This is a genomic window from Armatimonas rosea (assembly GCF_014202505.1).
GTDB lineage: Bacteria > Armatimonadota > Armatimonadia > Armatimonadales > Armatimonadaceae > Armatimonas > Armatimonas rosea.
In genome coordinates this window covers 457,887-477,828 of the sequence record NZ_JACHGW010000001.1, presented here as the reverse complement: position 1 = coordinate 477,828, position 19,942 = coordinate 457,887, and the positions used below count along the sequence as shown (strand labels likewise).

Annotated in this window: 24 protein-coding genes; 13 read left to right on the top strand and 11 right to left on the bottom strand. The window is 61.4% G+C overall.

The window, feature by feature from the left end:
* Nucleotides 1–2: 2 nt before the first annotated feature.
* The 4 genes from HNQ39_RS02105 to HNQ39_RS02090 are packed head-to-tail and all read right to left on the bottom strand — an operon-like array spanning nt 3 to nt 1,886.
* Complete coding sequence (locus tag HNQ39_RS02105) at nt 3–470, bottom strand: DinB family protein (protein ID WP_184192300.1); 468 nt, start codon at nt 468–470, stop codon at nt 3–5.
* Nucleotides 467–931, bottom strand: coding sequence for an NADPH-dependent FMN reductase (locus HNQ39_RS02100; RefSeq protein ID WP_184192299.1), 465 nt, complete (start codon nt 929–931; stop codon nt 467–469). The genes HNQ39_RS02105 and HNQ39_RS02100 overlap by 4 nt, the downstream gene beginning before the upstream one ends.
* A gap of 2 nt (nt 932–933) precedes the next feature.
* On the bottom strand, nt 934–1,383 hold the full coding sequence (locus tag HNQ39_RS02095) for a DinB family protein (RefSeq protein ID WP_281380181.1): 450 nt from the start codon (nt 1,381–1,383) through the stop codon (nt 934–936).
* A gap of 32 nt (nt 1,384–1,415) precedes the next feature.
* Complete coding sequence (locus tag HNQ39_RS02090) at nt 1,416–1,886, bottom strand: NUDIX hydrolase (protein ID WP_184192297.1); 471 nt, start codon at nt 1,884–1,886, stop codon at nt 1,416–1,418.
* Between the two features lie 208 nt (nt 1,887–2,094).
* On the opposite strand from HNQ39_RS02090, the gene HNQ39_RS02085 reads away from it, so the two are divergent.
* From HNQ39_RS02085 to HNQ39_RS02075, 3 genes are all read left to right on the top strand, one after another.
* Nucleotides 2,095–4,476: a VIT and vWA domain-containing protein gene (locus HNQ39_RS02085; RefSeq protein ID WP_184192296.1), complete on the top strand. Its 2,382-nt coding sequence runs from the start codon at nt 2,095–2,097 to the stop codon at nt 4,474–4,476.
* A gap of 80 nt (nt 4,477–4,556) precedes the next feature.
* Nucleotides 4,557–5,150 carry a PEP-CTERM sorting domain-containing protein gene (locus HNQ39_RS02080; RefSeq protein ID WP_184192295.1) on the top strand — a complete coding sequence of 198 codons (594 nt, stop codon included), beginning with the start codon at nt 4,557–4,559 and terminating at the stop codon, nt 5,148–5,150.
* A gap of 8 nt (nt 5,151–5,158) precedes the next feature.
* On the top strand, nt 5,159–5,611 hold the full coding sequence (locus HNQ39_RS02075) for a hypothetical protein (RefSeq protein WP_184192294.1): 453 nt from the start codon (nt 5,159–5,161) through the stop codon (nt 5,609–5,611).
* A gap of 3 nt (nt 5,612–5,614) precedes the next feature.
* Here the strand turns inward: HNQ39_RS02075 and HNQ39_RS02070 are convergent, their stop codons facing one another.
* Nucleotides 5,615–6,931, bottom strand: coding sequence for a DUF1501 domain-containing protein (locus tag HNQ39_RS02070; RefSeq protein ID WP_184192293.1), 1,317 nt, complete (start codon nt 6,929–6,931; stop codon nt 5,615–5,617).
* A gap of 1 nt (nt 6,932) precedes the next feature.
* Nucleotides 6,933–8,264, bottom strand: coding sequence for a DUF1501 domain-containing protein (locus HNQ39_RS02065; protein WP_184192292.1), 1,332 nt, complete (start codon nt 8,262–8,264; stop codon nt 6,933–6,935).
* An 89-nt stretch (nt 8,265–8,353) separates the two neighbouring features.
* Between HNQ39_RS02065 and HNQ39_RS02060 the strand changes: the two genes are divergently transcribed.
* From HNQ39_RS02060 to HNQ39_RS02040, 5 genes are all read left to right on the top strand, one after another.
* Nucleotides 8,354–8,941 carry a hypothetical protein gene (locus HNQ39_RS02060; protein WP_184192291.1) on the top strand — a complete coding sequence of 196 codons (588 nt, stop codon included), beginning with the start codon at nt 8,354–8,356 and terminating at the stop codon, nt 8,939–8,941.
* A 12-nt stretch (nt 8,942–8,953) separates the two neighbouring features.
* Nucleotides 8,954–9,346, top strand: a complete 393-nt coding sequence (locus tag HNQ39_RS02055) for a hypothetical protein (RefSeq protein WP_184192290.1) — start codon at nt 8,954–8,956, stop codon at nt 9,344–9,346.
* A 3-nt stretch (nt 9,347–9,349) separates the two neighbouring features.
* On the top strand, nt 9,350–9,784 hold the full coding sequence (locus tag HNQ39_RS02050; protein WP_184192289.1) for an HNH endonuclease: 435 nt from the start codon (nt 9,350–9,352) through the stop codon (nt 9,782–9,784).
* Between the two features lie 69 nt (nt 9,785–9,853).
* A complete protein-coding gene (gene thrS, locus HNQ39_RS02045) occupies nt 9,854–11,707 on the top strand; it encodes a threonine--tRNA ligase (RefSeq protein WP_184192288.1) in 1,854 nt (617 codons plus the stop codon).
* A 66-nt stretch (nt 11,708–11,773) separates the two neighbouring features.
* Nucleotides 11,774–12,109, top strand: a complete 336-nt coding sequence (locus HNQ39_RS02040) for a hypothetical protein (protein ID WP_184192287.1) — start codon at nt 11,774–11,776, stop codon at nt 12,107–12,109.
* 1 nt (nt 12,110) lies between these two features.
* Here HNQ39_RS02040 and HNQ39_RS02035 read toward each other — a convergent pair whose 3' ends face one another.
* On the bottom strand, nt 12,111–12,446 hold the full coding sequence (locus tag HNQ39_RS02035) for a XisI protein (RefSeq protein WP_184192286.1): 336 nt from the start codon (nt 12,444–12,446) through the stop codon (nt 12,111–12,113).
* A complete protein-coding gene (locus HNQ39_RS02030; protein WP_184192285.1) occupies nt 12,434–12,850 on the bottom strand; it encodes a XisH family protein in 417 nt (138 codons plus the stop codon). Before HNQ39_RS02030 ends, HNQ39_RS02035 begins: the two co-directional genes overlap by 13 nt.
* Before the next feature lie 90 nt (nt 12,851–12,940).
* On the opposite strand from HNQ39_RS02030, the gene HNQ39_RS02025 reads away from it, so the two are divergent.
* The 5 genes from HNQ39_RS02025 to HNQ39_RS02005 all read left to right on the top strand — a co-directional run bounded on the left by HNQ39_RS02025 (nt 12,941) and on the right by HNQ39_RS02005 (nt 17,613).
* Entirely contained in the window at nt 12,941–14,260 is a 1,320-nt protein-coding gene (locus HNQ39_RS02025; RefSeq protein WP_184192284.1) for an RNA-guided endonuclease InsQ/TnpB family protein, read from the top strand.
* Nucleotides 14,261–14,418: 158 nt separating this feature from the next.
* Nucleotides 14,419–15,144, top strand: coding sequence for a PEP-CTERM sorting domain-containing protein (locus tag HNQ39_RS30475; protein WP_184192283.1), 726 nt, complete (start codon nt 14,419–14,421; stop codon nt 15,142–15,144).
* A 45-nt stretch (nt 15,145–15,189) separates the two neighbouring features.
* Nucleotides 15,190–15,840: a hypothetical protein gene (locus HNQ39_RS02015; RefSeq protein WP_184192282.1), complete on the top strand. Its 651-nt coding sequence runs from the start codon at nt 15,190–15,192 to the stop codon at nt 15,838–15,840.
* Nucleotides 15,827–16,783: a nucleotidyl transferase AbiEii/AbiGii toxin family protein gene (locus HNQ39_RS02010; protein ID WP_184192281.1), complete on the top strand. Its 957-nt coding sequence runs from the start codon at nt 15,827–15,829 to the stop codon at nt 16,781–16,783. Before HNQ39_RS02015 ends, HNQ39_RS02010 begins: the two co-directional genes overlap by 14 nt.
* Complete coding sequence (locus tag HNQ39_RS02005) at nt 16,780–17,613, top strand: nucleotidyl transferase AbiEii/AbiGii toxin family protein (protein ID WP_184192280.1); 834 nt, start codon at nt 16,780–16,782, stop codon at nt 17,611–17,613. The genes HNQ39_RS02010 and HNQ39_RS02005 overlap by 4 nt, the downstream gene beginning before the upstream one ends.
* On the opposite strand, the gene HNQ39_RS02000 is transcribed toward HNQ39_RS02005, so the two are convergent.
* Genes HNQ39_RS02000 through HNQ39_RS01990 form a run of 3 tightly spaced genes read right to left on the bottom strand, consistent with a single transcriptional unit; the run spans nt 17,610 to nt 19,902 of the window.
* Nucleotides 17,610–17,966, bottom strand: a complete 357-nt coding sequence (locus HNQ39_RS02000; protein ID WP_184192279.1) for a hypothetical protein — start codon at nt 17,964–17,966, stop codon at nt 17,610–17,612. The genes HNQ39_RS02005 and HNQ39_RS02000 overlap by 4 nt on opposite strands.
* The gene (locus tag HNQ39_RS01995) at nt 17,963–18,667 is read right to left on the bottom strand and encodes an alpha/beta fold hydrolase (protein ID WP_184192278.1); all 705 of its coding nucleotides are present in this window, start codon (nt 18,665–18,667) and stop codon (nt 17,963–17,965) included. Before HNQ39_RS01995 ends, HNQ39_RS02000 begins: the two co-directional genes overlap by 4 nt.
* Nucleotides 18,664–19,902 carry a PhoPQ-activated protein PqaA family protein gene (locus HNQ39_RS01990; protein ID WP_184192277.1) on the bottom strand — a complete coding sequence of 413 codons (1,239 nt, stop codon included), beginning with the start codon at nt 19,900–19,902 and terminating at the stop codon, nt 18,664–18,666. The genes HNQ39_RS01995 and HNQ39_RS01990 overlap by 4 nt, the downstream gene beginning before the upstream one ends.
* Nucleotides 19,903–19,942: the final 40 nt, after the last annotated feature.

Sequence of the window (19,942 nt, the reverse complement as noted above, 5' to 3'; positions counted from 1 at the left end):
AACTAGGCCGCGCGGTAGCGGATAAACTGCTCGGCGTGGTAGCCATCGTGGCCCAGGATCATCACGGAGAGATCGCTCAGGTTGATCCTCCCAATCTCATCGCGGTTGCCTTGGCGCTCCCACTGCTCGGGCGTCAGGCTCTCGAAGAACGCCACCAGCGCGGCGCGGCTCTGGATAAAGCGCTCCAGCGACTCCGCGACCGGCATGGCGGCGTAGTTGCGCTCGATCGCGAGCTGGCCTTCGTCGTAGCCGGGCAGCAGGGGGATTTCCTCATCGCGGATTCGCTCGCCGCGCGTTCGGAAGATCTCGTCCCAGTCCGCCATGTGCGCGATCGCCTCGCGGATACTAAAGCGGTCCGGGTCCGGGCGGCGGTCCGCCTCTTCGTCGGTGGTGCCCTCAAGGAGCTTGGCATAGACCTGCGGTGTCGCGCGCAGGCCGCTCAAGATATAGCGCTGGATGTAGGGGTTCATGGGGTTCCTTTCAAGAGAGAGTCTACCAGCTCCGCGACCCGGTGGCGGATATTCTCACCGGGCGTGTCGCCGTCGAAGTCGTTGCCCGTGGCATAGACAAAGCGCGGGACGATCCAGCAGCGAAAGTCCAGCATCAGGGCATTAGCGAAGCTGAGAATGCTCATGTAGCTGCGCTGCCCGCCCGCCTGGCAGAGAAACCCCACGGTCTTGCCCTCTAGTGCGTCCCCGTGGTCCTCGATCACCTGCTTGGCGGCGGCATTGACATCGTAGTTGTAGATCGGAACCGCAAAGATCACGTGGGTGGCTTGCTTCAGCGGCTCGGCAAGCTCCGGGGAGTCACGCAGGTCCAAGAGTGTGTGGGCGATCCCGCGCTCCGCCAGGAGTGTCGCGGCGTGACGTGCCAGCAGCTGGGACTTGGAGCTCGTGTCCAGGCTCGTGGCGATCAGGGTAACATGGCGCATGCCTACGATACAGCGCCCGCGAGAATCTGTTCCCGGTACTCGACGAGCTGCTTGAGGTGGTAGCCGTCGTGGCCCAGCAAGATCGCGGCCATCCCCAGAAGATCGCAGCGCTTGTCCTGCCGGAGCGAGGTGCGGTGCCAAGCCGCAGGGGGCAAGGCCGCCAGAAACGCCAAGACGCTCGCACGGTGGGCCGTAAACCGTGCCAGAGTCTCGGCGAGAGCGGACTGGGCGTAGTGGTTGTCCAGCGCCGCCTGGTCTTCGTCCCAGTCCGGCAGAAAGGGCTCGTCCTCGGCGACCGTGCGCTGCAGGCGCTCCAGAAAGACCTCCTCCAGATCCGCCATGTGGGCCACGACCTCGCGGACCGTGAAGCGCTCCGGCCCCGCGGTGAAGTTCAGCTGCTCCTCGGAGAGCCCCGCCGTGAGGGTGGCGAGCAAGGTCGGTGCGGCGCTCAGGCCCGAGAGGAGGTAGCGGGGGACATTCTCGTTCAGGGGAGGGCCTCGATCTTGGCGCGGAAGGTCTCGATCAGCGCCGCTTGCTCGGGCCAGAAGAGAGACGGGAGCGGCTGGGAGAAGTCAAACCAGTGCGTGACATAGCCGCGGCTCACCTCCGTGGGCTTTGGGTCGGTCTCGTCGGTGGTGTAGAGAAAGTAGTGGGTCGTGGTCCAGCGGGTCTTGTCAAAGCTCAGCCGCTCACGAACCCCGAGCTGCTCCACCAGCACGAGCCGTGAAAACCCCGCCTCTTCCTCGATCTCCCGCCGTGCTGCTGTCTCAATCTCCTCGCCTTTATCGACACCGCCCTTGGGGAGAATGTAGGCATCGCCCTTGAGGTCCTCGCCCGTGGTCAGCGCGATCCAGAGTTTCCCGGTATCGTCCTTGCGGACAATGATGCCCCCTGCCGCCAAGCGATCCCGGACGCCGCTTGCGGGGCGGGTGTACCAGCTCTCATCAATAGTCATAGTGGTATTATATCCCTTGCTAAAGTTCCCAGAGAACAAGTCTCCGGGCTTACAAGGGCTACGGGCACCTTCGTGCCCAATGGATACGTTTGGCTGCGAAGGCAGTCGTCACCCTCTCAAGCCCGGACACTCGTTGTCCGGGCAAACCTCGTTGTCCGGGAATAAGAGCGTGAACCTTTTGGGGAGCCAGTGGTACAAAAAGGGCACTATGGAAAATGCGTTCAGCCGTCGCCGCGCCCTACAAGTTCTGGGTGCGGGCCTTGTCACCAACCTCACCGCCGCCTGGGCACAGCCGCCTGCGAGCCAGCCACCGATCCGGCCTCTGCCGCCAAGGCCCTTCCCGCAGCCACCTACCCCCCTGATTACGGTCTCGTCGGTGACCCTCAATGCGGAGGTTCGTGAGGGGGTCGCGACTGTGGAGGTCTCGTATATCTTCAAAAACGCGAGCCCGGTCGAGGGCGAGGCGGACTTTGTCTTCCCCCTTCCTCCAGGGACGAGCGTGCGCGAGTTCGCCCTCTACGACGGAGAGAAAAAGTTCGATGCCCACCTGCTCAACAAAGACGAAGCCACGCAGGTCTACGAAGAGATTGTCCGGCGGCGGCGTGATCCGGCCCTGCTGAGCTATGTTGGGCAGGGGCTCCTGCGGGCGCGGGTCTTCCCGATCCCCCGCAACGGCGAGCGCCGGGTCACCCTCAAGCTGGTCTCGATCCTGCCACGCGAGGGAGCGGCGAAGAAGTTTGTCTGGGCGCTGGCGGGGCCGCACCTGCCCGGCGGGATGCGCCCCGAGTATGTCAGTGTCCGCGTGGTCGCCCACGGCGCGGGAAGCCTCTACTCCCCCAGCCATAATGTGACCCTCAAGCGCCTCGACGAAACCCGGCTCTCTGCGGAGTGGACGTCGTCGAAGGATGCCGCCGCGCTCGTGGAGCACCCGGAGCTGGCGCTCTACATCTCCCCCAAGGACACCAGCGCGGTCGCCCTCTCGCTCCTGGCCTACAACGCCGCGCTCCCGCAGGTCGCCAGTATCGGCGGCGGGCTCCACCAGAGTGGCTACTTCCTCATGGTCGCCAGCCCGAACCTGCCCAAGACCGCCCTCAAGGACCTTCCCCCGCGGCGGGTGGTGCTGATGATGGACCGCTCGGGCTCGATGCAGGGCAAGAAGCTGGAGCAGGCCCGCAGCGCCCTCAAGTTCGCCGTCGGCAAGCTGCGGCCGCAAGACAGCTTCAACCTCCTCACCTTCTCCGATGCGGTCACCCGCTTCGCGCCCGAGCCGGTCTTGGCGACTCCCGACAACCTCAAGCGCGCCGCGGCCTTTATCGACGACATGGTGGCAGACGGGGGGACCAATATCAACGATGCCCTCACCGAGGGGCTCAAGCAGTTCCCCGAGCGGGGCACGGGCAACCGGCTGCTCTTCTTCACCGACGGCCTACCCACGGTCGGGGTGCGCGACCACGCGACCATCCTCCGCAACGCGGTGACCGCCGCCCAGAGCCGCGCGCGCTGCTTTGTCTTTGGGGTCGGCTACGATGTGGACGTGCCTTTCCTGGACCAAGTTGGGAGCAAGCTCAAGGGCGATGCCGACTATGTCCACCCCGACGAGGATATCGAGCTCAAGACCAGCCAGTTTGTCGCCAAGACCAGCACCGCCGTCCTGGAGAACCTCAAGCTACAGCTCGCGGGGATCAAGTCCGGCGAGCTCTACCCGCGCCCCGATGAGCTCCCCGATCTCTTTGAGGGCGGACAGCTCGTGCTGGTGGGGCGCTACACCGGCGAGGGCACGGCGCGGGTCCAGCTCACCGGCGATGTGTTGGGCAAGCCCCAGACCTTCACCCTGGAGACCAAGCTCGCCGCAGTCTCCACCGAGGCCAGCTTCCTGCCGCGCCTCTGGGCCAGCCGCAAGATCGGCTACCTTCTCGATGAGATCCGCGATGAAAAAGACCCCGCGCGCCACAAAGAGCTCGAGGACCAGATCATCGCCCTCTCCAAGGAGTTTGGGGTGCTCACTCCCTACACCGCGCTCTTTGTCCCCGAGCCCGGAACCGCCGACGTCGAGCCCGCCACCCGCGTGCTGGGCCGCCCCGGCCTCCTTCCCAATGGCCCCGGTGGCGGGCAGAGCAGAGCCAGTATCGGCGGCTTCGGAGGCGCAATGGGCGGCGGCGGCTTTGCCGCCAAGGCCGACCTGCGCACGGGTCAGGACGCGATCAACCAGAGCCAGGGCGCACGGAGCGGACGTGGGCAGAACCAGACCGGCAACCAGGCCGTGATCGCCACCCAAAAGGGGCTGAGCAAGCAGGTCGCGGAGGAGCAGGCACGCCGCATCCAGTACGCCGGTAATCGTGCGTTCTACCAGCGCGGCGCGAGCTGGGAAGACGCCACCTACGACCCGAAAAAACAGACCGAGGTGGTGAAGATCAAGCTCTTCTCCGATGCCTACTTCGCGGTTCTGAAGCGCGGCGGCGAGTGGGCCAAGTGGGCCGCGGTCGGGGAGAGCGTGCTTGTTGTTGCCAATAATAAGCAGGCAATCCAGTTTGGTGAGCAGGGAAAAGAGAGGCTCACCGAAAAAGAGCTCACCGAGCTCCTGGGAAAATAGTACTTCTCTCTCTAGATTCTGTGTGCTCCAACCGACTCTCCTCAGTAGAGAAACACTTTCGGAGAGTGAGGAGCACACAGATGAGACGATACACACTACCCTTAGCGGCTGTCCTGGTACTTGCCAGTAGCGCGGCCCATGCACAGAACTTAATCACCAACGGCGACTTCAACGCGGGCCTGACCGGCTGGAGCAACTCGGCGGGCAATGTCTCCACCCACACGATAGGGGGGGCCTTCGGTGAGGTTGTCGAGGTGGGGGTCGGTGACTTCAACACCAGCCTCTTCCAGTCCTTCACGCTCGCGGCTCCCAGCGCACTGGGCATCAGCTTCAACCTCGGGGTCTACCGCGACACACTCAATGGCTTTGGGGTGTCGTCGGGGCCCTGGATCATGGGGATCTCGCTGGAAGACTCGGGCGCAACCACGGTCTGGAGTAGCACCGCCGATGCCTTCAACGCCACCCAGAGCGGTATCTACACCCCGGAGCTCTCCATCAGCAAGGCGACCACCGCCCTGCCCGCCGGAACCTACACCCTGCGCTTTACGTCGCCCACGGGCCACGGCTGGACCATCCTAGACAATATCTCGGTCACGGCCGCCCCCGAGCCGGGCACGCTCGTCTTGCTTGGGCTAGGAGGGCTCTGCCTCGCACGCCGTCGGCGCCCACGCTAGAATAGCGTATGCCACACCAGTACCAGAGCTGGGAGACAGACCAGACCCTGGCGGAGGGTCTGGCAGAGTACTACGCCGCCTACCCCGAGTTCGCCGGGGACTCGGATTTTCTCGGGCAGCCCCGCGCGACCGTCACCGCCCACGACATCTGCCATGTCCTGCTGGGCCTGGGAGCCACCTCGGAGGAAGAGCTCATTGTTGAGACCTTCACCGCCCTAGGCTGTAGCTTCCCGGTTCAAGAGATTGTCGCGATGCGCAAGAAAGCCTTTGTGAGCGAGCTCTTTCGCATTTTTGGGCTCCGTCGCCTGATCCGCCGCTTTCTGCGCACCCTCCCCCGCATCCTACGCGCCGCGTGGGTCTATGTGCGCATGCCCCAGCGCTGGCCGCACTTCGGCTGGCAGCCCTACCAAGACATCCCCCTCCGGGAGCTCCGCCAGCGCTTCCGCCTCCGCCCGCTGTAGCGACTAGATAAGCTCAGGCAGGGGCTCGCGGCCGGCGAAGAGGTAGTTGGGGCGGCCGGTCATGTCCGGGACGGGAGTGTTGGCAATATCAATGCCGAGGTTGTGGTAGAGCGTCACCATCACCTCTTTGTAGTCCACCGGGCACTCGTCGGGTTCCTCGCCGAACTTATTGGTGCTCCCGATCACCTGGCCGGTCTTCATCCCGCCGCCCGCAAGAAGCGCACAGGAGACACGCGGCCAGTGGTCCCGGCCACCGTCTTTGTTGATCTTGGGTGAGCGGCCAAAGTCCCCCCACACCACGACCGAGACATCTTTATCCAGGCCACGCTGGTGCAGGTCCTCGATCAGCGCGGAGATTCCCTGGTCAATGACCGGGAGGTGCGCCTTCATGTTGGTGAAGTTGCCCCCGTGCCAGTCCCAGAATCCGTAGGAGACACTCACCAAGCGCGCGCCGGCCTCGACCAAGCGCCGCGCCGCAAGGAACTGCTCATTGAGCATCGGGGACGCATCCCCTTGGGGCTTGTCGATTCCCTTGCCGTAGCGCTCGCGGGTTTTCACATCTTCCCGGCTGACATCCAGTGCCTGCACCAGCTTGCTCGATGTGAGGATATCAAAGGCGCGGGCGCTCATCGTGTCTAGCTCCGGGAGCGTGTCCACGCGCCGCCGATAACGATCAAGGCTTGCCAGCAGCTGCTTACGATGACTAAGCCGGTCCAGCGAGACATCGGTCAGGGTCATGTCCGCGAGCATCGGGCCATTGGGGTTGAGCGCGCCGTAGCCGGGGCCGAGGAAGCCGGGGCCGGGGTCGTTGTAGGGGGGGTGCTGGGTACGGGCGGCGAGGTTGACGTAGCTAGGGACGGTCTTATCCACCGGTGCCTCCAGCCGCGCCAGCACCGAGCCCATGGTCGGGGCCTTGTTCTGGCGAAACTCCGCCTCGGTGTAGCCCGAGAGGCAGAGATTCGACGAGTGCTCGTCGCGCGCGCCCACCAGCGAGCGGATCACTGCCACTTTGTCCATCATCTTGGCGAGGCGCGGCAGGTGCTCACAGATCTCGATTCCGGGGACATTGGTCTTGATGGGCTTGAACTCGCCGCGGATGTCCGAGGGCGCGTCCATCTTGAGATCAAACGTGTCCTGATGCGACGGTCCCCCCGGCAAATAAATCAAAATTACGGCCTTGTGGGAGCTTCGTATGCCTGCGTGCGCCTCGGCGGCGAGGAGCTGCGGCAGTGCCAGCCCCCCGAGCGCCCCGACCGTCAGAAACTGCCGCCGGGAGAGGCCGTCGCAGAACTTCCCCCCCGCACCTCGGATCGTTAGCATCTTAAATCAGCTCCGCAATCGGCTCTCGGCCGGCAAAGAGGAAGTTGGGGCGGCCGGTAACATCAGGGACGGGTGTGTTGACAATGTCAATCCCCAGCCGGTTGTAGAGCGTCACAAAGACATCCTTGATATCGATCGGGCGCTCGTCGGGCTCCTCGCCAAACTTATTCGTGCTTCCGATTACCTGGCCCATCTTCATCCCGCCGCCCGCCAGCAGGGCGAAGTTGGCGCGGGGCCAGTGGTCCCGGCCAGCGTCTTTGTTGATCTTCGGAGTTCGCCCAAACTCACCCCAGACAATCACCGAGACATCGTCTTGCATCCCGCGGTCGTGGATATCCTGCACCAGCGAGCTCACGGCAGCATCCAGCATCGGCAGGTAGCTCTTGAGCTGGGTGAAGTTCGCCCCGTGGTAGTCCCAGCGGCCGTAGCCAATGGAGACGCAGCGCACGCCCGCCTCGACCAGGCGCCGCGCGGCGAGGAACTGGTCGTTGAGCATCGGCAGGCCATCATCGACCGGTTCCAGCCGCCCGATCCCGTAGCGCTCACGGGTCTTCTTGTCCTCTTTGGTAACATCCAGCGCCTGCACCAGCTTGCTCGATGTCAGGATATCGAACGCACGGGAGTTGAGCGCATCGATCTCCGGGAGCGTGTCCACGCGCCGTCGGTAGCGATCAAGGCTTGCCAGTAGCTGCTTACGATGACTAAGCCGGTCCAGCGAGACATCGGTCAGGGTCATGTCCTTCATGAGGTCCCCCGACGGCCGCATCGCCGCGTGGGCCATGCCGAGAAAGCCATGGTCGCCCGGGTCGGCCCACTCCATGTGCCCGGCCTTGCCCTGGAGCCCCACAAACGGCGGGATGGTCTTCTCGGTCGGGCCCTCTAGCCGCGAGAGCACCGACCCCAGACACGGCGCCTTGTTCTGGTTGGTCTCGGCAACGGAGTACCCGCTCATGCAGATATGCGAGTCGTGCTCGTCGCGCATCCCGGTCAGCGAGCGGATGATGGCGAACTTGTCCATCATGGCCGCGATCTTGGGCATGTGCTCGCAGATCTCGATCCCAGAGACATTGGTCTTGATGGGCTTGAACTCACCCCGAATGTCCGACGGCGCATCGGGCTTCATGTCGAACATGTCGTGGTGGGGCGGCCCACCTGGCAGGAAGACCATGATCACAGCCTTCTGGTTCCTGCGAATCCCCGCGTGCGCCTCTGCCGCGAGAATCTGTGGCAGGCTCAGCCCGCCCATCGCCAGCCCACCGATCTTGAGAAAATCGCGCCGCGAGATGCCATCGCAAAACGCCCCGCCGCTCTTGTTACCCCGTATCGTCAGCATGCCCTTGCCTCTTCTTCGAACCGTCCGTGGTGAAACTAATCTCTCATTATAGGCAATCTGATACAAGAGTGCCATAGTATAATTGGTAAATGAGCAAGACGCAGCAAAGCCTCCTGTGGCTGAAACGTGGTCTCTTAGTTGCCCTGAAGATAGGGGGAGCGTTAGGTGGCCTGATTGCGATACTTCTCCTCAAAGAACCTCTGATCGCTCTTGAGGCTTTCCTTATCCTTCTTGTGCCTTGTCTTGTCCTCGGAGCGCTCTGCACGGTGACGGTCCCTTGGGTGCGAAGTCGCACGGTGGCGGGGATTTTACCGGGGCTGCTCCTCGCCCTTGTCTGCGCCCTCCGTGAAGGCGATACGCGGCTACTGATCCTTGCTGTCCCGACATGCCTTTTTGGGCTCCTGATAAATGCTCTCGCCGATCCCTACCGGAGCACACCGGAGTACCAGAGAGCCATGCAGGAAAAAGACGCCGATCCGCTGGCATACTATCCCAAGGGGCTGAAGATTTTTATAGCGCTCGTCTTTGTCTGCGTTGTGATCTGTGGCCTTATCGCCTTTTGTCTCTCGCTCTGGGATAAGTTTAAAAAACCATCGCCACCTAGCCCTCTATTAAGCAAGATCGCTCTCATGGACGATAGAGCAAGAACCACGCCCCTGCCAAACCAGACAGCGTGATACCATAGTGCGATGACACTCACCGTAGAAGTTAGCTCTGACCTAGCCGAAGTTCTGCGTAAAGCCGCGCGAGCCGCAGGCACAGATGTCCCCACCTTTCTACTTGATTCCGCGCGGCAACGCCTCGTCAGCTCTCTTGATGCTCCCTCGGAGGCCGACCTGCTAGAGCGCATCTCGACTCCCTTCCCTGCCCCTGTACGAGAACGCCGACAGGAGCTCCTTGAACTCCGTGATTCGGGTGCGCTCAATGAGGCAGAAACCAGCGAGCTCTTTGCGCTCCAAGAGCAGCTCGATACACTTCAACTAACCCGCTGGAAAGCCATTGGCGAGCTTGCAAAGCGTCGTGGAAAGACACTTCTAGAGATGGCGGATGCCCTTGGAATCCCCTCCTCCGAGGTGCGCTAGACAGTGTCGCGGAGCTATGTCAGTGAGGCGCTCCGCCTGCAGGTGATCACGCGAGCTGAGAGCGTCTGTGAGTACTGTGGTGCCCCGATGCGAATCGGCTCCGATCTCTTCTGCATCGAGCACACCATTCCCGAAGCCGATGGCGGCGCGACCTCCCTGGAAAACCTTGCCCTTGCCTGCTCCGCCTGCAATCTCTATAAAGGAGCCGCTCGGTTCGCGCCTGATCCTGTCACGAACCAAGATGCTCCCCTCTTTGATCCGCGCCGCCAGAGCTGGCCTACACACTTTATCTGGAGCGCCGACACACTTCGCATCATTGGCATCACGCCCACCGGCCGCGCCACTACCGAGCGCCTGCGGATGAACCGAGATCAAATGGTAGAGTTCCGTCGCCTCCTGCGCGAGTTCGGGCTCCATCCTCCTGCACACTTTCTTTAGCAGACACCAAGCCTCGGGCGACAGCGTGGTACCATAGAACATCCTTTTGTATAGGAGTATGTGAAAAACATGTCTTCCGTCTCCCCCGCCGATGAGCTCTCCGCTCCGGCTGATTTTCTCTCCCGTATGCGCCACACGACGGCGCACGTGCTCGCGCAGGCTGTCCGCGAGCTGATCCCCGAAGCGAAGATGGGCATCGGTCCCGTGATCGAGAACGGGTTCTTCTACGACTTCGACCTTCCCCGCCCCCTCACCGAGAGCGATCTGTCTACGCTGGAGGCGCGGATGAAGGCGATTGTCAAAGAGAACCTGCCGATGCAGAAGTTTGTGGAGCCGCGCGAGGTCGCCCGCAAGCGCTGCGAGGAGATGGGCCAGCTCTACAAAGTGCGCCTGATCGACGATCTCCCCGACGAAGCCGAGATTAGCTTCTACCAGCAGGGCGACTTTATCGACCTGTGCAAGGGCCCCCATATCGAGTCCACCGGACGTATCGGCGCGTTTAAGCTGATGAGTATCGCCGGGGCCTACTGGCGCGGCAAGGCCGAGAACGAGCAGCTCACCCGTGTCTACGGGGTCGCCTTCCAGAAACAGAGCCATCTGGATGAGTACCTGAACAAGCTCGAAGAGGCGAAAAAGCGCGACCACCGCGTGATCGGCAAGACCCTCAAGCTGTTCCATATCGACGATCAAGTGGGCCAGGGGATGGTGCTCTGGACTCCCGCCGGTGCCGCCGTGCGCCAGGAGCTCCAGACCTTTATCGGCCACGAGCTGCGCAAGCAGGGCTACCACCAGGTCTTCACGCCCCATATCGGCAAGCTGGAGCTCTATAAAACATCGGGGCACTTCCCCTACTACGCCGAGTCTCAGTACCCGCCGGTGATCGACCGCGAGTTTCTCAAGAAGCTCAGCGACGAAGGCTGCACCTGCGGCGAGCTGGCCAACAAGCTGGAGTCAGGCGATATCGAGGGCTATCTCCTCAAGCCGATGAACTGCCCGCACCACATCAAGATCTACGCCAGCGAGCGCCGCTCGTATCGTGATCTGCCACTGCGCCTGGCGGAGTTTGGGACGGTCTACCGCTGGGAGCAGTCCGGCGAGCTCAATGGCATGACCCGTGTGCGCTCGTTCACGCAGGACGATGCCCATCTTTTCGTGACCGAGGAGCAGGTTCCCGCCGAAGTTCAGGGCTGTTTAAGTTTGGTACGCACGATCTTCGACACGCTCGGGATGAAAGACTTCCGTGTCCGTGTGGGCCTGCGCGATCCTGATTCTGCCAAGTATGTCGGCGATCCGGCGAACTGGGACAAGGCGGAGAAGGCCTGCCGCGACGCCGCCGCATCGCTGGGGGTCCCCTTCTCCGAGGAGCCCGGCGAGGCCGCGTTCTATGGCCCGAAGATCGACTTCGTGGTGAAAGACGTGATTGGCCGCGAGTGGCAGCTCGGCACGGTGCAAGTCGACTACAACCTCCCGATCCGCTTCGGGCTGGAGTACATCGGCTCGGACAGCCAGCCGCACCGCCCGGTGATGATCCACCGCGCCCCGTTCGGCTCGATGGAGCGCTTCTGTGGCGTCCTGATCGAGCACTTCGCCGGCGCGTTCCCGACCTGGCTCTCGCCCGAGCAAGTGCGCTTCCTGCCCATCGCCGACCGGCATATCGAGTACTGCGAGGCGATCAAGACCCGCCTGGTCGAGGCCGGTGTCCGCGCGACCGTCGATGCCCGCTCCGAGAAGACCGGCAAGAAGGTCGCCGAGGCGCAGGTGGAGAAGGTGCCCTACATGATTATCGTGGGCGACCGCGATATCGAGGCAGGGAATGTCGCCGTCCGCCACCGTGACAAGGGCGACCTAGGCCCCCGCTCGGTCGAACAGTTTGTCACCGACCTGCTCGCCGAGATCGCCGAACGCCGTCTCAGCCCGGCGTAGCGAGTAGCACAAAAATAGCCCTGCGGAGTTTTCTCCGTGGGGCTACCTCATCGGAGCCAGGATACAATGAAGTTCCGAATTCGTTATCTATTTCTGGGTTTGCTGCTGGGAATTTGGTTCATAGTTGAGTACACAAATTTCTACGAGCCAAGCATGTTTTCTGACCTGGAAAAGCACTGGAAAATAGATGATGGCAAGCTACGAGTAGGCCGCGAGGCATGGTATCTTGCCTTCTTCCTGGGGAAACCTGCGTATGTTATTGCAGGCTGCCTCACGGCAGTCTTTACCAAGCAAGCTTATCAAGAACAGAAAACAGTCAAGATCTTATCTCTTGCCTGTGCCGTTACCTGCATCTTGGTGCTAATACGATTGGTGCTTCTTCGCATTTGGCAGGCTGGATAGATTACGCGACGGCAAACTCGGAGGCGGCGCGGCGTTCGGGGGAGCGGAAGCCGAGGACGATTTGATCTCGAGGGATGCCGTGGCGTAGGAGCTGCTCGGCGAGGGGGCGGTCGGTGTTGTCGGCCTGCACCCAGATCTTGCCATCGCGAATCTCCAGATCGGCGAGCAGACCGTGAATACGCTTGTTCCCCTCCCAGCCTTCTTCCAAGAGGAGATACCGATCCTGCTGGCGATCCGACACGGGAATAATCGCAAATGCAGCTTCGGGGCCGGGTAGCTCGTGCCACACCGCGAAAACCTTCTCAATCGCTTGACGTAGCTCTTCTAGGGTAGCCATTCGACAATTTCCTCTCGCTCTGAATCGAAACTAAACACTCTTAGGATGCTGTCTTCCAGCAAGATCTCGCCCAGTGCATCTTCAAAAACCGTTTCCAGTGCTTCCTGGGGAACCGCCAAAACCAGACTGCGCTCTGGATCAAGGCGGCGCAGAAGAGAGCGGTAGACCATGAACTGCCCGGTTGCTTGCTCCAAGTCGGCCACGTCCGACGCGCCACCAAATGTCTTGATCTCCACCGCGATCTTCTCAGTTCCACGCTCCGCGGCCAGTAGGCGCTCCGCTCCCAGATCAACATACAAACGCTTCTTTTTGTAGTTCAGCCGAAGAGGGTCGTGGGTTATCGTCCAGCCATTTTTGACAAGAGCATTTCGTACAGCAATATGGTCGCGATCCAACGCAGGCATACCCCTATTTTATCGCAGGCGGCGCAAAGTTTAGGAGCGGGAACTTTTCTTGGGCAGGGCGACGTAATAGTCCTACCATCAAATGCGAGAGTGCCCACGGCTTTAGACGCGGGGGGAATCGCTTCCTCTCTGCCGAAGGCTTCGGGGAGGCGTTGGAAAATTCTTGATTATTTTCCCTTTCACAGTTTCCGCTTTTGCGGACATAAACACAGTATCGCAACAGTGGCAAGTAAGGCATACAAATACAGAATCTATCCAACCAAAAACCAATTAAGCATTATGCTTCAACTCTTGGAGACACATAGGCATCTGTACAACAATGCGCTGGCCCAACGTAAGGAATGGCACGAAGCGGAGAAGACTCCCCTGAATTTCGCGCAACAATGCAAGATATTGACACAAGAAAGGAAGATTAATCCGTTTCTTGCTTTTGCCAATGCGGCATCTTGCCAACGAACCCTGAAGCGTCTTGACCGATCTTTTCAAGCGTTCTTTCGTCGAGTTAAATCCGGCGAAGCTCCGGGCTATCCTCGATTCAAAGGGCGGGGACAGTTTGATTCGGTTGAGTACACCATTGGCGACGGGTGCAAGTTTACTTTGGACAATAAGGCGTATTTCCAGAAGGTTGGCAACATCAAGATCAAGATGCACCGACCGATTGAAGGTAAGATCAAGACCATGCGATTCAAGAAAGAAGGCGACGGCTGGCACGTCGTTTTCTCCTGCGAGTTGCCGCCCATGCGCAGCGCTGGTCACGAGTTGCCCGACGTAGAGATTGAAGCTACCAAGCTTCCGTCCGTTGGCATTGATCTTGGATTGAAGTCTTTCCTTGTGGATTCTGAAGGAAACGAAGTCAAGCCACCGAAGCATTATCGCAAGGCTCAGGCTAAGTTGAGGCGACTCCAACGTAGTGTTGCACGTAAGAAACGTGGCGGAGCCAACCGGAAAAAGTCTGTCAACCGGCTTGCTAAGTTCTCTCAGCACGTCGCCAACCAACGTAAGGATTTTCACCACAAGAGTGCGCTTGACTTGGTGAAAAGGTTTGGCAAGATCGCGCATGAAAACTTGAATGTTAAAGGTATTGTTCGCTCATTGAACCTTGCTAAGTCGGCCCACGATGCCGGTTGGGGGAAATTCCTTTCGATCCTCAAGCACAAGGCTGAGAGTGCCGGTGTGGAAGTCGTAGGAGTTGATCCCCAGAACACAACCCAGGCGTGCAGTAATTGCGGGTGTTTGCCCGTTGAGAAGCTGACTCTTAAAGTTCGTGTTTATAAATGCCTGCATTGTGGTCTTATCCTTGATCGTGACCATAATGCCGCGATCAACATCCGCAACAAGGCTTGGATTGAGCCTTTGGGAGTTAATCAAGAGGGTTACCTCATGGATTTCTCAAGAAGCCCCCAGCTTTAGCTGTGGGGAGTGATCACATGGCTACTGCTCTTTTGAGCGAGAGGTGTGAGTAAGGTACCTACTCCAGAAAAGCCCCCTTGGGAAACGTCCCTTGGGGGCTTTTTAGGCACAAACCTCGTCGCCTTGACAGGGGGTGGGAGTTCAGTCACACTGGGCTTGTGAAAAAACGAATTTTCGGACTTCTCTTGCTCTCCCTCGTGCCGACACTCCCCGCCGCCGCTGATGCAGGCTGGGACGGGATCATTGGAAGCGAGTGGAACGGGATCACCCCTGTCCAGGTGACCTACGATCCGGGGGCGCCGCTGGGCAACTTCGGAGCGCCCGGCCCCACCAACCACAACACGGGCTATGAGATCTTCACCCGGCGCGACAGCAGCTTTGTCTACGTGGCGCTACGCACGACCGGGCCGACCGATTCGCAGGGGCTTGTCTTTAGCAACCTGGGCTTTGCACTCCGCTACGGCGCGGGGCCGTTTGGCACCAGTGAGTCCACGATCGGCTTTGAGGTCACCAACGACCGCGCGTCCAAGGGGGTTGTCTCTTTCCCGGATAACGCGTCGGACCTGATTCGCCAAGGGGTTGTCACGGGGACGGCCGCGGACCCGGATGTGATCGAGGCTGCGTTCCACTGGTCGATCTTTCTACAGAATGCACTGGGGGTGACCGGCTATGGGCTCCCGCCGGGCGAGACCGTAGCAGGGCTGCGCCTCTTTCGCTCCCAGAGCTTTGGCTACAGTGTCGCGGGCGGCCCCACCTACGGCGAGACGGGGCTTGGCTTCTTGACGCTCCCTCCCGTCCTGACCAGCGCCCCCGAGCCCAGCACGCTCTCGCTACTCGCGTTTGCTGGAGTGGGAGCGCTTGTGTTCCGCCGTCGCCTCCGCTAAGAATCTCCTTTACTGGAAACCCCTTGTTGGGCGACATAGCCTTACATGGACACCGCAAGCGGAGATTTTGAGACACACCTGACAATCGGTAGCACAGAGCCGGCGGTGCTGGCACGCCTCGGCACCTGGGCGGCGGAGCGGGCGGGGCTCAAGCTGACACACATTGTCTTGGACCGGGGAGCAACGCCGTCCCAGCCGATGCTGACGCAGCGCTGGCGCGGGAGCTTTGGCGCGGCCTTCGCCGCAGCCCAGGCCCTGCGTCGCCAGCTCCACGCCGCAGGGTTCTCGGTCGTGCGCCTGAAGCTAGAGGCGGCTCCCTGGAATGGGGGGATTCCCCAGAGCGAGAGCGAGGCGCGGGCGTTCCCCGCCTACTGCCACTTTGAGCACCACCTCAAGCTCCTGCTTCCGTCGGAGAGTGCGCTGGAGAGCCTGCGCTTGGCGGTCCAACCACACGGAGCGCACCTCTCGCGCAACGCCCGCCGCACCCGCCCCGACCACCAGCACGAGCGCTTTGTCACCCAGCGCTGCTACGGAGTCGGGCAGAGCGTGGCGCAGGCGCACCTTGCCGCGCTCACCGAGGCGCTCGCCGCCTACACGATCCTCGACTCCGAGGAAGAGTTTGTCCTCTACGACAGCAACCTCACCCTCGACCACGGCTGGATTCAGCCACAGGAGCTCCCCCATGCCAAACCTTGACTGGAGGCGCCTACTGGGTAAGTCAAACCCCACTGGCTACCCCCATACCCTCCTGCGAACCAAGCAAAGCGCTTCGCAGGCCGAGTTCTTTGACCCCGCCCTGAAACAGTACGGGCGTGCCTTCCGGCTGGGCGAGCCGCGCCTGCGCGACCTCGCGGAGCGCACGCGCTGGTACGCCGCGCGGCAGCAGGTCATGGAGCACTTGCTCGGGATTGTCAGCACGTCGTCGTGGCAGAAAAGCCTGGTGCTACGCGGCAGCGTGCTCCTCAAGACCTGGCTGGGCGAGAGCGCCCGTGAGCCGGGTGACCTAGACTGGGTCGTGCTGCCCTCGACGCTCAAGATGGACGATCCCCGAGTCGATCTCTACGACATGATCCTCAAGCGTGTCGCCAAGCAGCCGGAGTGGGGAGATATTACGATGGATGCCACGGGGGCGCGCCTCGACGATATCTGGACCTATGAGAAAGCGCCGGGTCGCCGCTTGGTCTTTCCTTGGCAGACAGCGGACGGGCTCGCGGGAACCGTGCAGCTAGACTTTGTCTTTGGGGAAAAAATCCCCTCAGAGCCGGTGCCGTTTACCTACCAGACTCAAGAGGGCCAGGCGCTGGAGCTGCTCGCGGCCAGCCCAGCGCAGTCGCTCGCCTGGAAGCTCCTCTGGCTCCACACAGACATGTACCCCCAGGGCAAGGACCTCTACGATGCCGTGCTCCTGGCCGAGGCGTTTCCTCTAGATGCAGAGCTGCTCGAAGCTACTCTGAATACCACGCCCCACCAGGAACCCTTTACCCTGGCGAGTATTGAAGCGTGGGATATCGACTGGCTCAGCTTCCTGAGCGAGTACCCCAACCTGGGAGAAGATGCCAAGACATGGAAGGCCGAAAAAGCCTGGCAGGAGCGCCTCGCACAAGCACTCCGCCCGACGTTTGATCAAGCGGGACAATGAAGATGGAGGAGGAAGTCTGGGAGCCCCATTTCACGACACCCGAGGAAAGGACATACTGGTACGCGGCACGCCAGCAGGTGATTGAGTTCTTGCTCTGGCAGCTCGCCCACTCCCCTTGGCAAAGCGAGCTCGTCTTGCGGGGCAGCCTCCCCCTGAAGCTCTGGCTCGGAGAGAGAGGGCGCGAACCGGGTGATATCGACAGCCTCGTTCCCTCGGCTCAGGAAGATGTCGGCTGGGCTATTTTTGAGACCTTAAGCCGCCGTTTGGAGAAGCAATCTTCCCTGGGGCAGGTCACGATTATCAGAGAAAAAGCGATCTGCGCAACCCTGTGGGAGTACACGGACCTGCCAGGGCAGCGTCTTATCTTTCCATGGCGGACCACAGACGGCTGGTTTGGCACTGTCCAGATGGATATTGCGCTCAACGACCCGATGCCCTCCGCCCCCATTCCGCTGCGCTATACGATGGGAGATGGAACCGTCCTTGACTTCCTGTCGGCGAGTCCGGAGCAAGCTCTTGCCTGGAAGCTTCTCTGGCTCCACACGGACACAATTGCTCAAGGAAAGGACCTCTATGATGCGGTGCTCTTAGCGGAAGCGTTTCCGCTGGACCGCGCCCTGCTGGCGGCAACCCTGCAAACGGACTCGAACCGCTTGCCTTTCCATAGAGAGACCATCCTCGCCTGGCAGGTTGATTGGGTAGGTTTTGTCGATGCCTACCCGAATCTTACGGCAGATGTCTATGTGCACGGAGCCGTTGGACAGTGGCTGAAGCGCCTCGCACAAGCACTCCGCCCCACGTTTGATCAAGCAGAGGGCGAAAGGCTCTAAGGTTCTTGCACGGCATTGTCCGTAGGCAGATTGGATTCGAAAACGTCTTCAATGTATGCAGCGAACCAATAGACATACCGGAAGTCAATCCCTACTCTGCTCTCTGCCTCTTCAGGATTGCTGAGAGGGAAAGAACTCACGTGGAACACGGCATTTCTTATTTTTCGTGCATCCTCTTGATCTAGCTCTTCTCCCTGCTGAATTTTGGAGATCGTTTTGCGGTAATCCTCTCGCTGAAAGCCGCTAACGAGATAGGCATCAAGCTCATGAATATGGCTCGCCTGTACAAAGATATCCAAACACGTTGAGATGATTTCGCACTCTTCAGGAGCGAAGCAACTTCGTAGTGTCATCGTCTATTTTCTCGGGTCGTCGCGACCGTCAGCCAGCGCTCGGTGGCGGCAGCGACTTCTGGGGCGCGGGTGCTGAGGAGTGGCCCGACATGGCTCATGCCGGCGTAGCGGTGGAGATCGGCGTGGAGGCGGGTGGCCAGGGCGACACTGGTCTCGGGGGGGATGTCGGTGTCGCGCTCCCCGATAACCACGAGCGTGGGGCAGCTTGGGTTGGGGAGCTCGACTCCCGCATGGAGCGTGTTGAGCACCGCCCCGGACTCATCGCGCCAGCGCTTCCAAGCAAACTGGATGGTTTTCTCGTCGCTATCGGGCATCGAGTCGCGGGTCTCTTGCAGGGGGCCGTTTGCCCAGCGCACCACGGGCGGCGACGGCTTACTCTCCGTGCGGGGCCAGGGCACTCCTTTGGGTGGGACACTATTGACCAGCACCAGCGCGGCGGGCTTGCGCTGGGCGGCGGCGGCAAGCGCCAGCAGGCCACCCATGCTCGCCCCAATAAAGACCAGCGGAGCGGCATCTTTGGGGACAGCGGCAAGCACCTGCCCGACATAGTCGGAGAGCTGGGTCTGCTCCAGGCCACTGGCAGCGGGCACGAGGTCCGGGGCCAGCGTCCGCCAGCCTGCCTTGCGAAAGACCGGCTCCCAGAGCGTGTACTCCCAGCCGCCGCCGCCCGCGCCATGGATGAGAACTGCGGTCTTCTTCACTTCTTCCCAAAGATACGGATCTGAGTCGAGAGGGTGAAGGGCTGGCCGTCGAGGTCGAAGGTCGCCTCGCCGTAGGCCGCCCCAAAGCCGCGCCGGGGGGTGGGCATCCAGGTGTCGAAGCCGTTTGCGCTAGGGGTGAGCTCGGTGAAGGACCATTTTTGGTCGCGGAAGTCCGTGGTGGGGCCTAGGCAGCGGAAGAGCCGGGCGGCACGGATCGGCGACGTGCTCGCAAAGCGCAGGCGGGCACCGTTGTCCTCGGTGGTCCAGTCCCAGCTCAGGGTGGGCCAGGGACGGCGCGACGCCAGCGAGCGGGTGAAGGCAGCCAGGGTCGCCATCACGCGCCCTCGGTCTTCGAGGCCATGGCCCGAGTTGGGGGCGTAGAGCACCCACTTAGGCCCCTTGAGGCCGTCCCAGTAGAGGTTCAGCGCGTCCTGTGCCCAGTACCGGTCGTTGGTGCCGAGCTGGAGCAGCTTGGGGAGGGTGAGCCGGTCTCGATACGAGAACGGGTCCTCCAGGTCCATCAGGCGCTTGCCGGGCGGGGTGAGCAAGAGCTTATCGAAGCCCGTGCGGACATAGTCCTCGATCTCCTCGCTAGGCTTGCCGCCGAGCATCTCGAGCTGGTGGGGAATCTGCTCCGCCACTTTCAGCACATCGATCACCTGCGGCGCGATCCCGACCACGCGCTTGTCCTGGCTCGCCCCAACCAGCCACGTGGTCCAGCCGCGCTTGCTCGCGCCAAAGACCATGAAGCGCTGGAGCCTGCCCTTGGTGTGCTGCTGAAGCGCATCTAACGTCTTGAGCACCGCCTTGGCCATCGGGAAGTGCAGCGGCCAGCTCTCGTCGTTGGTTTCGAGGTACTTCTGCCAGGTGTAGGCGATCAGAGCATCCTCGGTGAGGCCGCCGTAGAGTGGCTGCATCGGGTTGTTGAACATGGTCGCCACCGTGCACCCCGAGTCGCGGGCGAGCTGGAGGTTCATGGCCTCGTCGCGCTCCCCACCGTTGCCGCCGGTGTTGCGTACCGCGCAGAAGTCCGGGAAGCGCAGCTTATCCGGGCGGCAGACCTGCACCCGGTGCTGCCAGACATTGCCCTGCCAGGTCTGCGAGATTAGGGTCAGCTCCTCGATCAGGACATCCCCGACACGCTTCTCGCTCTTTTTCTCCCAGCGAAACGCGGGCTCGGGGCGGGCAAGGTAGGCATCAAGGCCATTAAAGACAGACATCAGCGTTGTGTTCATGCAGAGATTATAGCCGACATCAGCCAGGGCCTGAAAGTCC

Excerpts from the sequence above, each read along its gene's own strand:
- HNQ39_RS02105 (WP_184192300.1), bottom strand. The coding sequence starts at position 470 with ATGAACCCCTACATCCAGCGCTATATCTTGAGCGGCCTGCGCGCGACA.
- HNQ39_RS02100 (WP_184192299.1), bottom strand. The coding sequence starts at position 931 with ATGCGCCATGTTACCCTGATCGCCACGAGCCTGGACACGAGCTCCAAG.
- HNQ39_RS02090 (WP_184192297.1), bottom strand. The coding sequence starts at position 1,886 with ATGACTATTGATGAGAGCTGGTACACCCGCCCCGCAAGCGGCGTCCGG.
- HNQ39_RS02085 (WP_184192296.1), top strand. The coding sequence starts at position 2,095 with ATGGAAAATGCGTTCAGCCGTCGCCGCGCCCTACAAGTTCTGGGTGCG.
- HNQ39_RS02080 (WP_184192295.1), top strand. The coding sequence starts at position 4,557 with ATGAGACGATACACACTACCCTTAGCGGCTGTCCTGGTACTTGCCAGT.
- HNQ39_RS02075 (WP_184192294.1), top strand. The coding sequence starts at position 5,159 with ATGCCACACCAGTACCAGAGCTGGGAGACAGACCAGACCCTGGCGGAG.
- HNQ39_RS02070 (WP_184192293.1), bottom strand. The coding sequence starts at position 6,931 with ATGCTAACGATCCGAGGTGCGGGGGGGAAGTTCTGCGACGGCCTCTCC.
- HNQ39_RS02065 (WP_184192292.1), bottom strand. The coding sequence starts at position 8,264 with ATGCTGACGATACGGGGTAACAAGAGCGGCGGGGCGTTTTGCGATGGC.
- HNQ39_RS02060 (WP_184192291.1), top strand. The coding sequence starts at position 8,354 with ATGAGCAAGACGCAGCAAAGCCTCCTGTGGCTGAAACGTGGTCTCTTA.
- HNQ39_RS02055 (WP_184192290.1), top strand. The coding sequence starts at position 8,954 with ATGACACTCACCGTAGAAGTTAGCTCTGACCTAGCCGAAGTTCTGCGT.
- thrS (WP_184192288.1), top strand. The coding sequence starts at position 9,854 with ATGTCTTCCGTCTCCCCCGCCGATGAGCTCTCCGCTCCGGCTGATTTT.
- HNQ39_RS02040 (WP_184192287.1), top strand. The coding sequence starts at position 11,774 with ATGAAGTTCCGAATTCGTTATCTATTTCTGGGTTTGCTGCTGGGAATT.
- HNQ39_RS02035 (WP_184192286.1), bottom strand. The coding sequence starts at position 12,446 with ATGGCTACCCTAGAAGAGCTACGTCAAGCGATTGAGAAGGTTTTCGCG.
- HNQ39_RS02030 (WP_184192285.1), bottom strand. The coding sequence starts at position 12,850 with ATGCCTGCGTTGGATCGCGACCATATTGCTGTACGAAATGCTCTTGTC.
- HNQ39_RS02015 (WP_184192282.1), top strand. The coding sequence starts at position 15,190 with ATGGACACCGCAAGCGGAGATTTTGAGACACACCTGACAATCGGTAGC.
- HNQ39_RS02010 (WP_184192281.1), top strand. The coding sequence starts at position 15,827 with ATGCCAAACCTTGACTGGAGGCGCCTACTGGGTAAGTCAAACCCCACT.
- HNQ39_RS02005 (WP_184192280.1), top strand. The coding sequence starts at position 16,780 with ATGAAGATGGAGGAGGAAGTCTGGGAGCCCCATTTCACGACACCCGAG.
- HNQ39_RS02000 (WP_184192279.1), bottom strand. The coding sequence starts at position 17,966 with ATGACACTACGAAGTTGCTTCGCTCCTGAAGAGTGCGAAATCATCTCA.
- HNQ39_RS01990 (WP_184192277.1), bottom strand. The coding sequence starts at position 19,902 with ATGAACACAACGCTGATGTCTGTCTTTAATGGCCTTGATGCCTACCTT.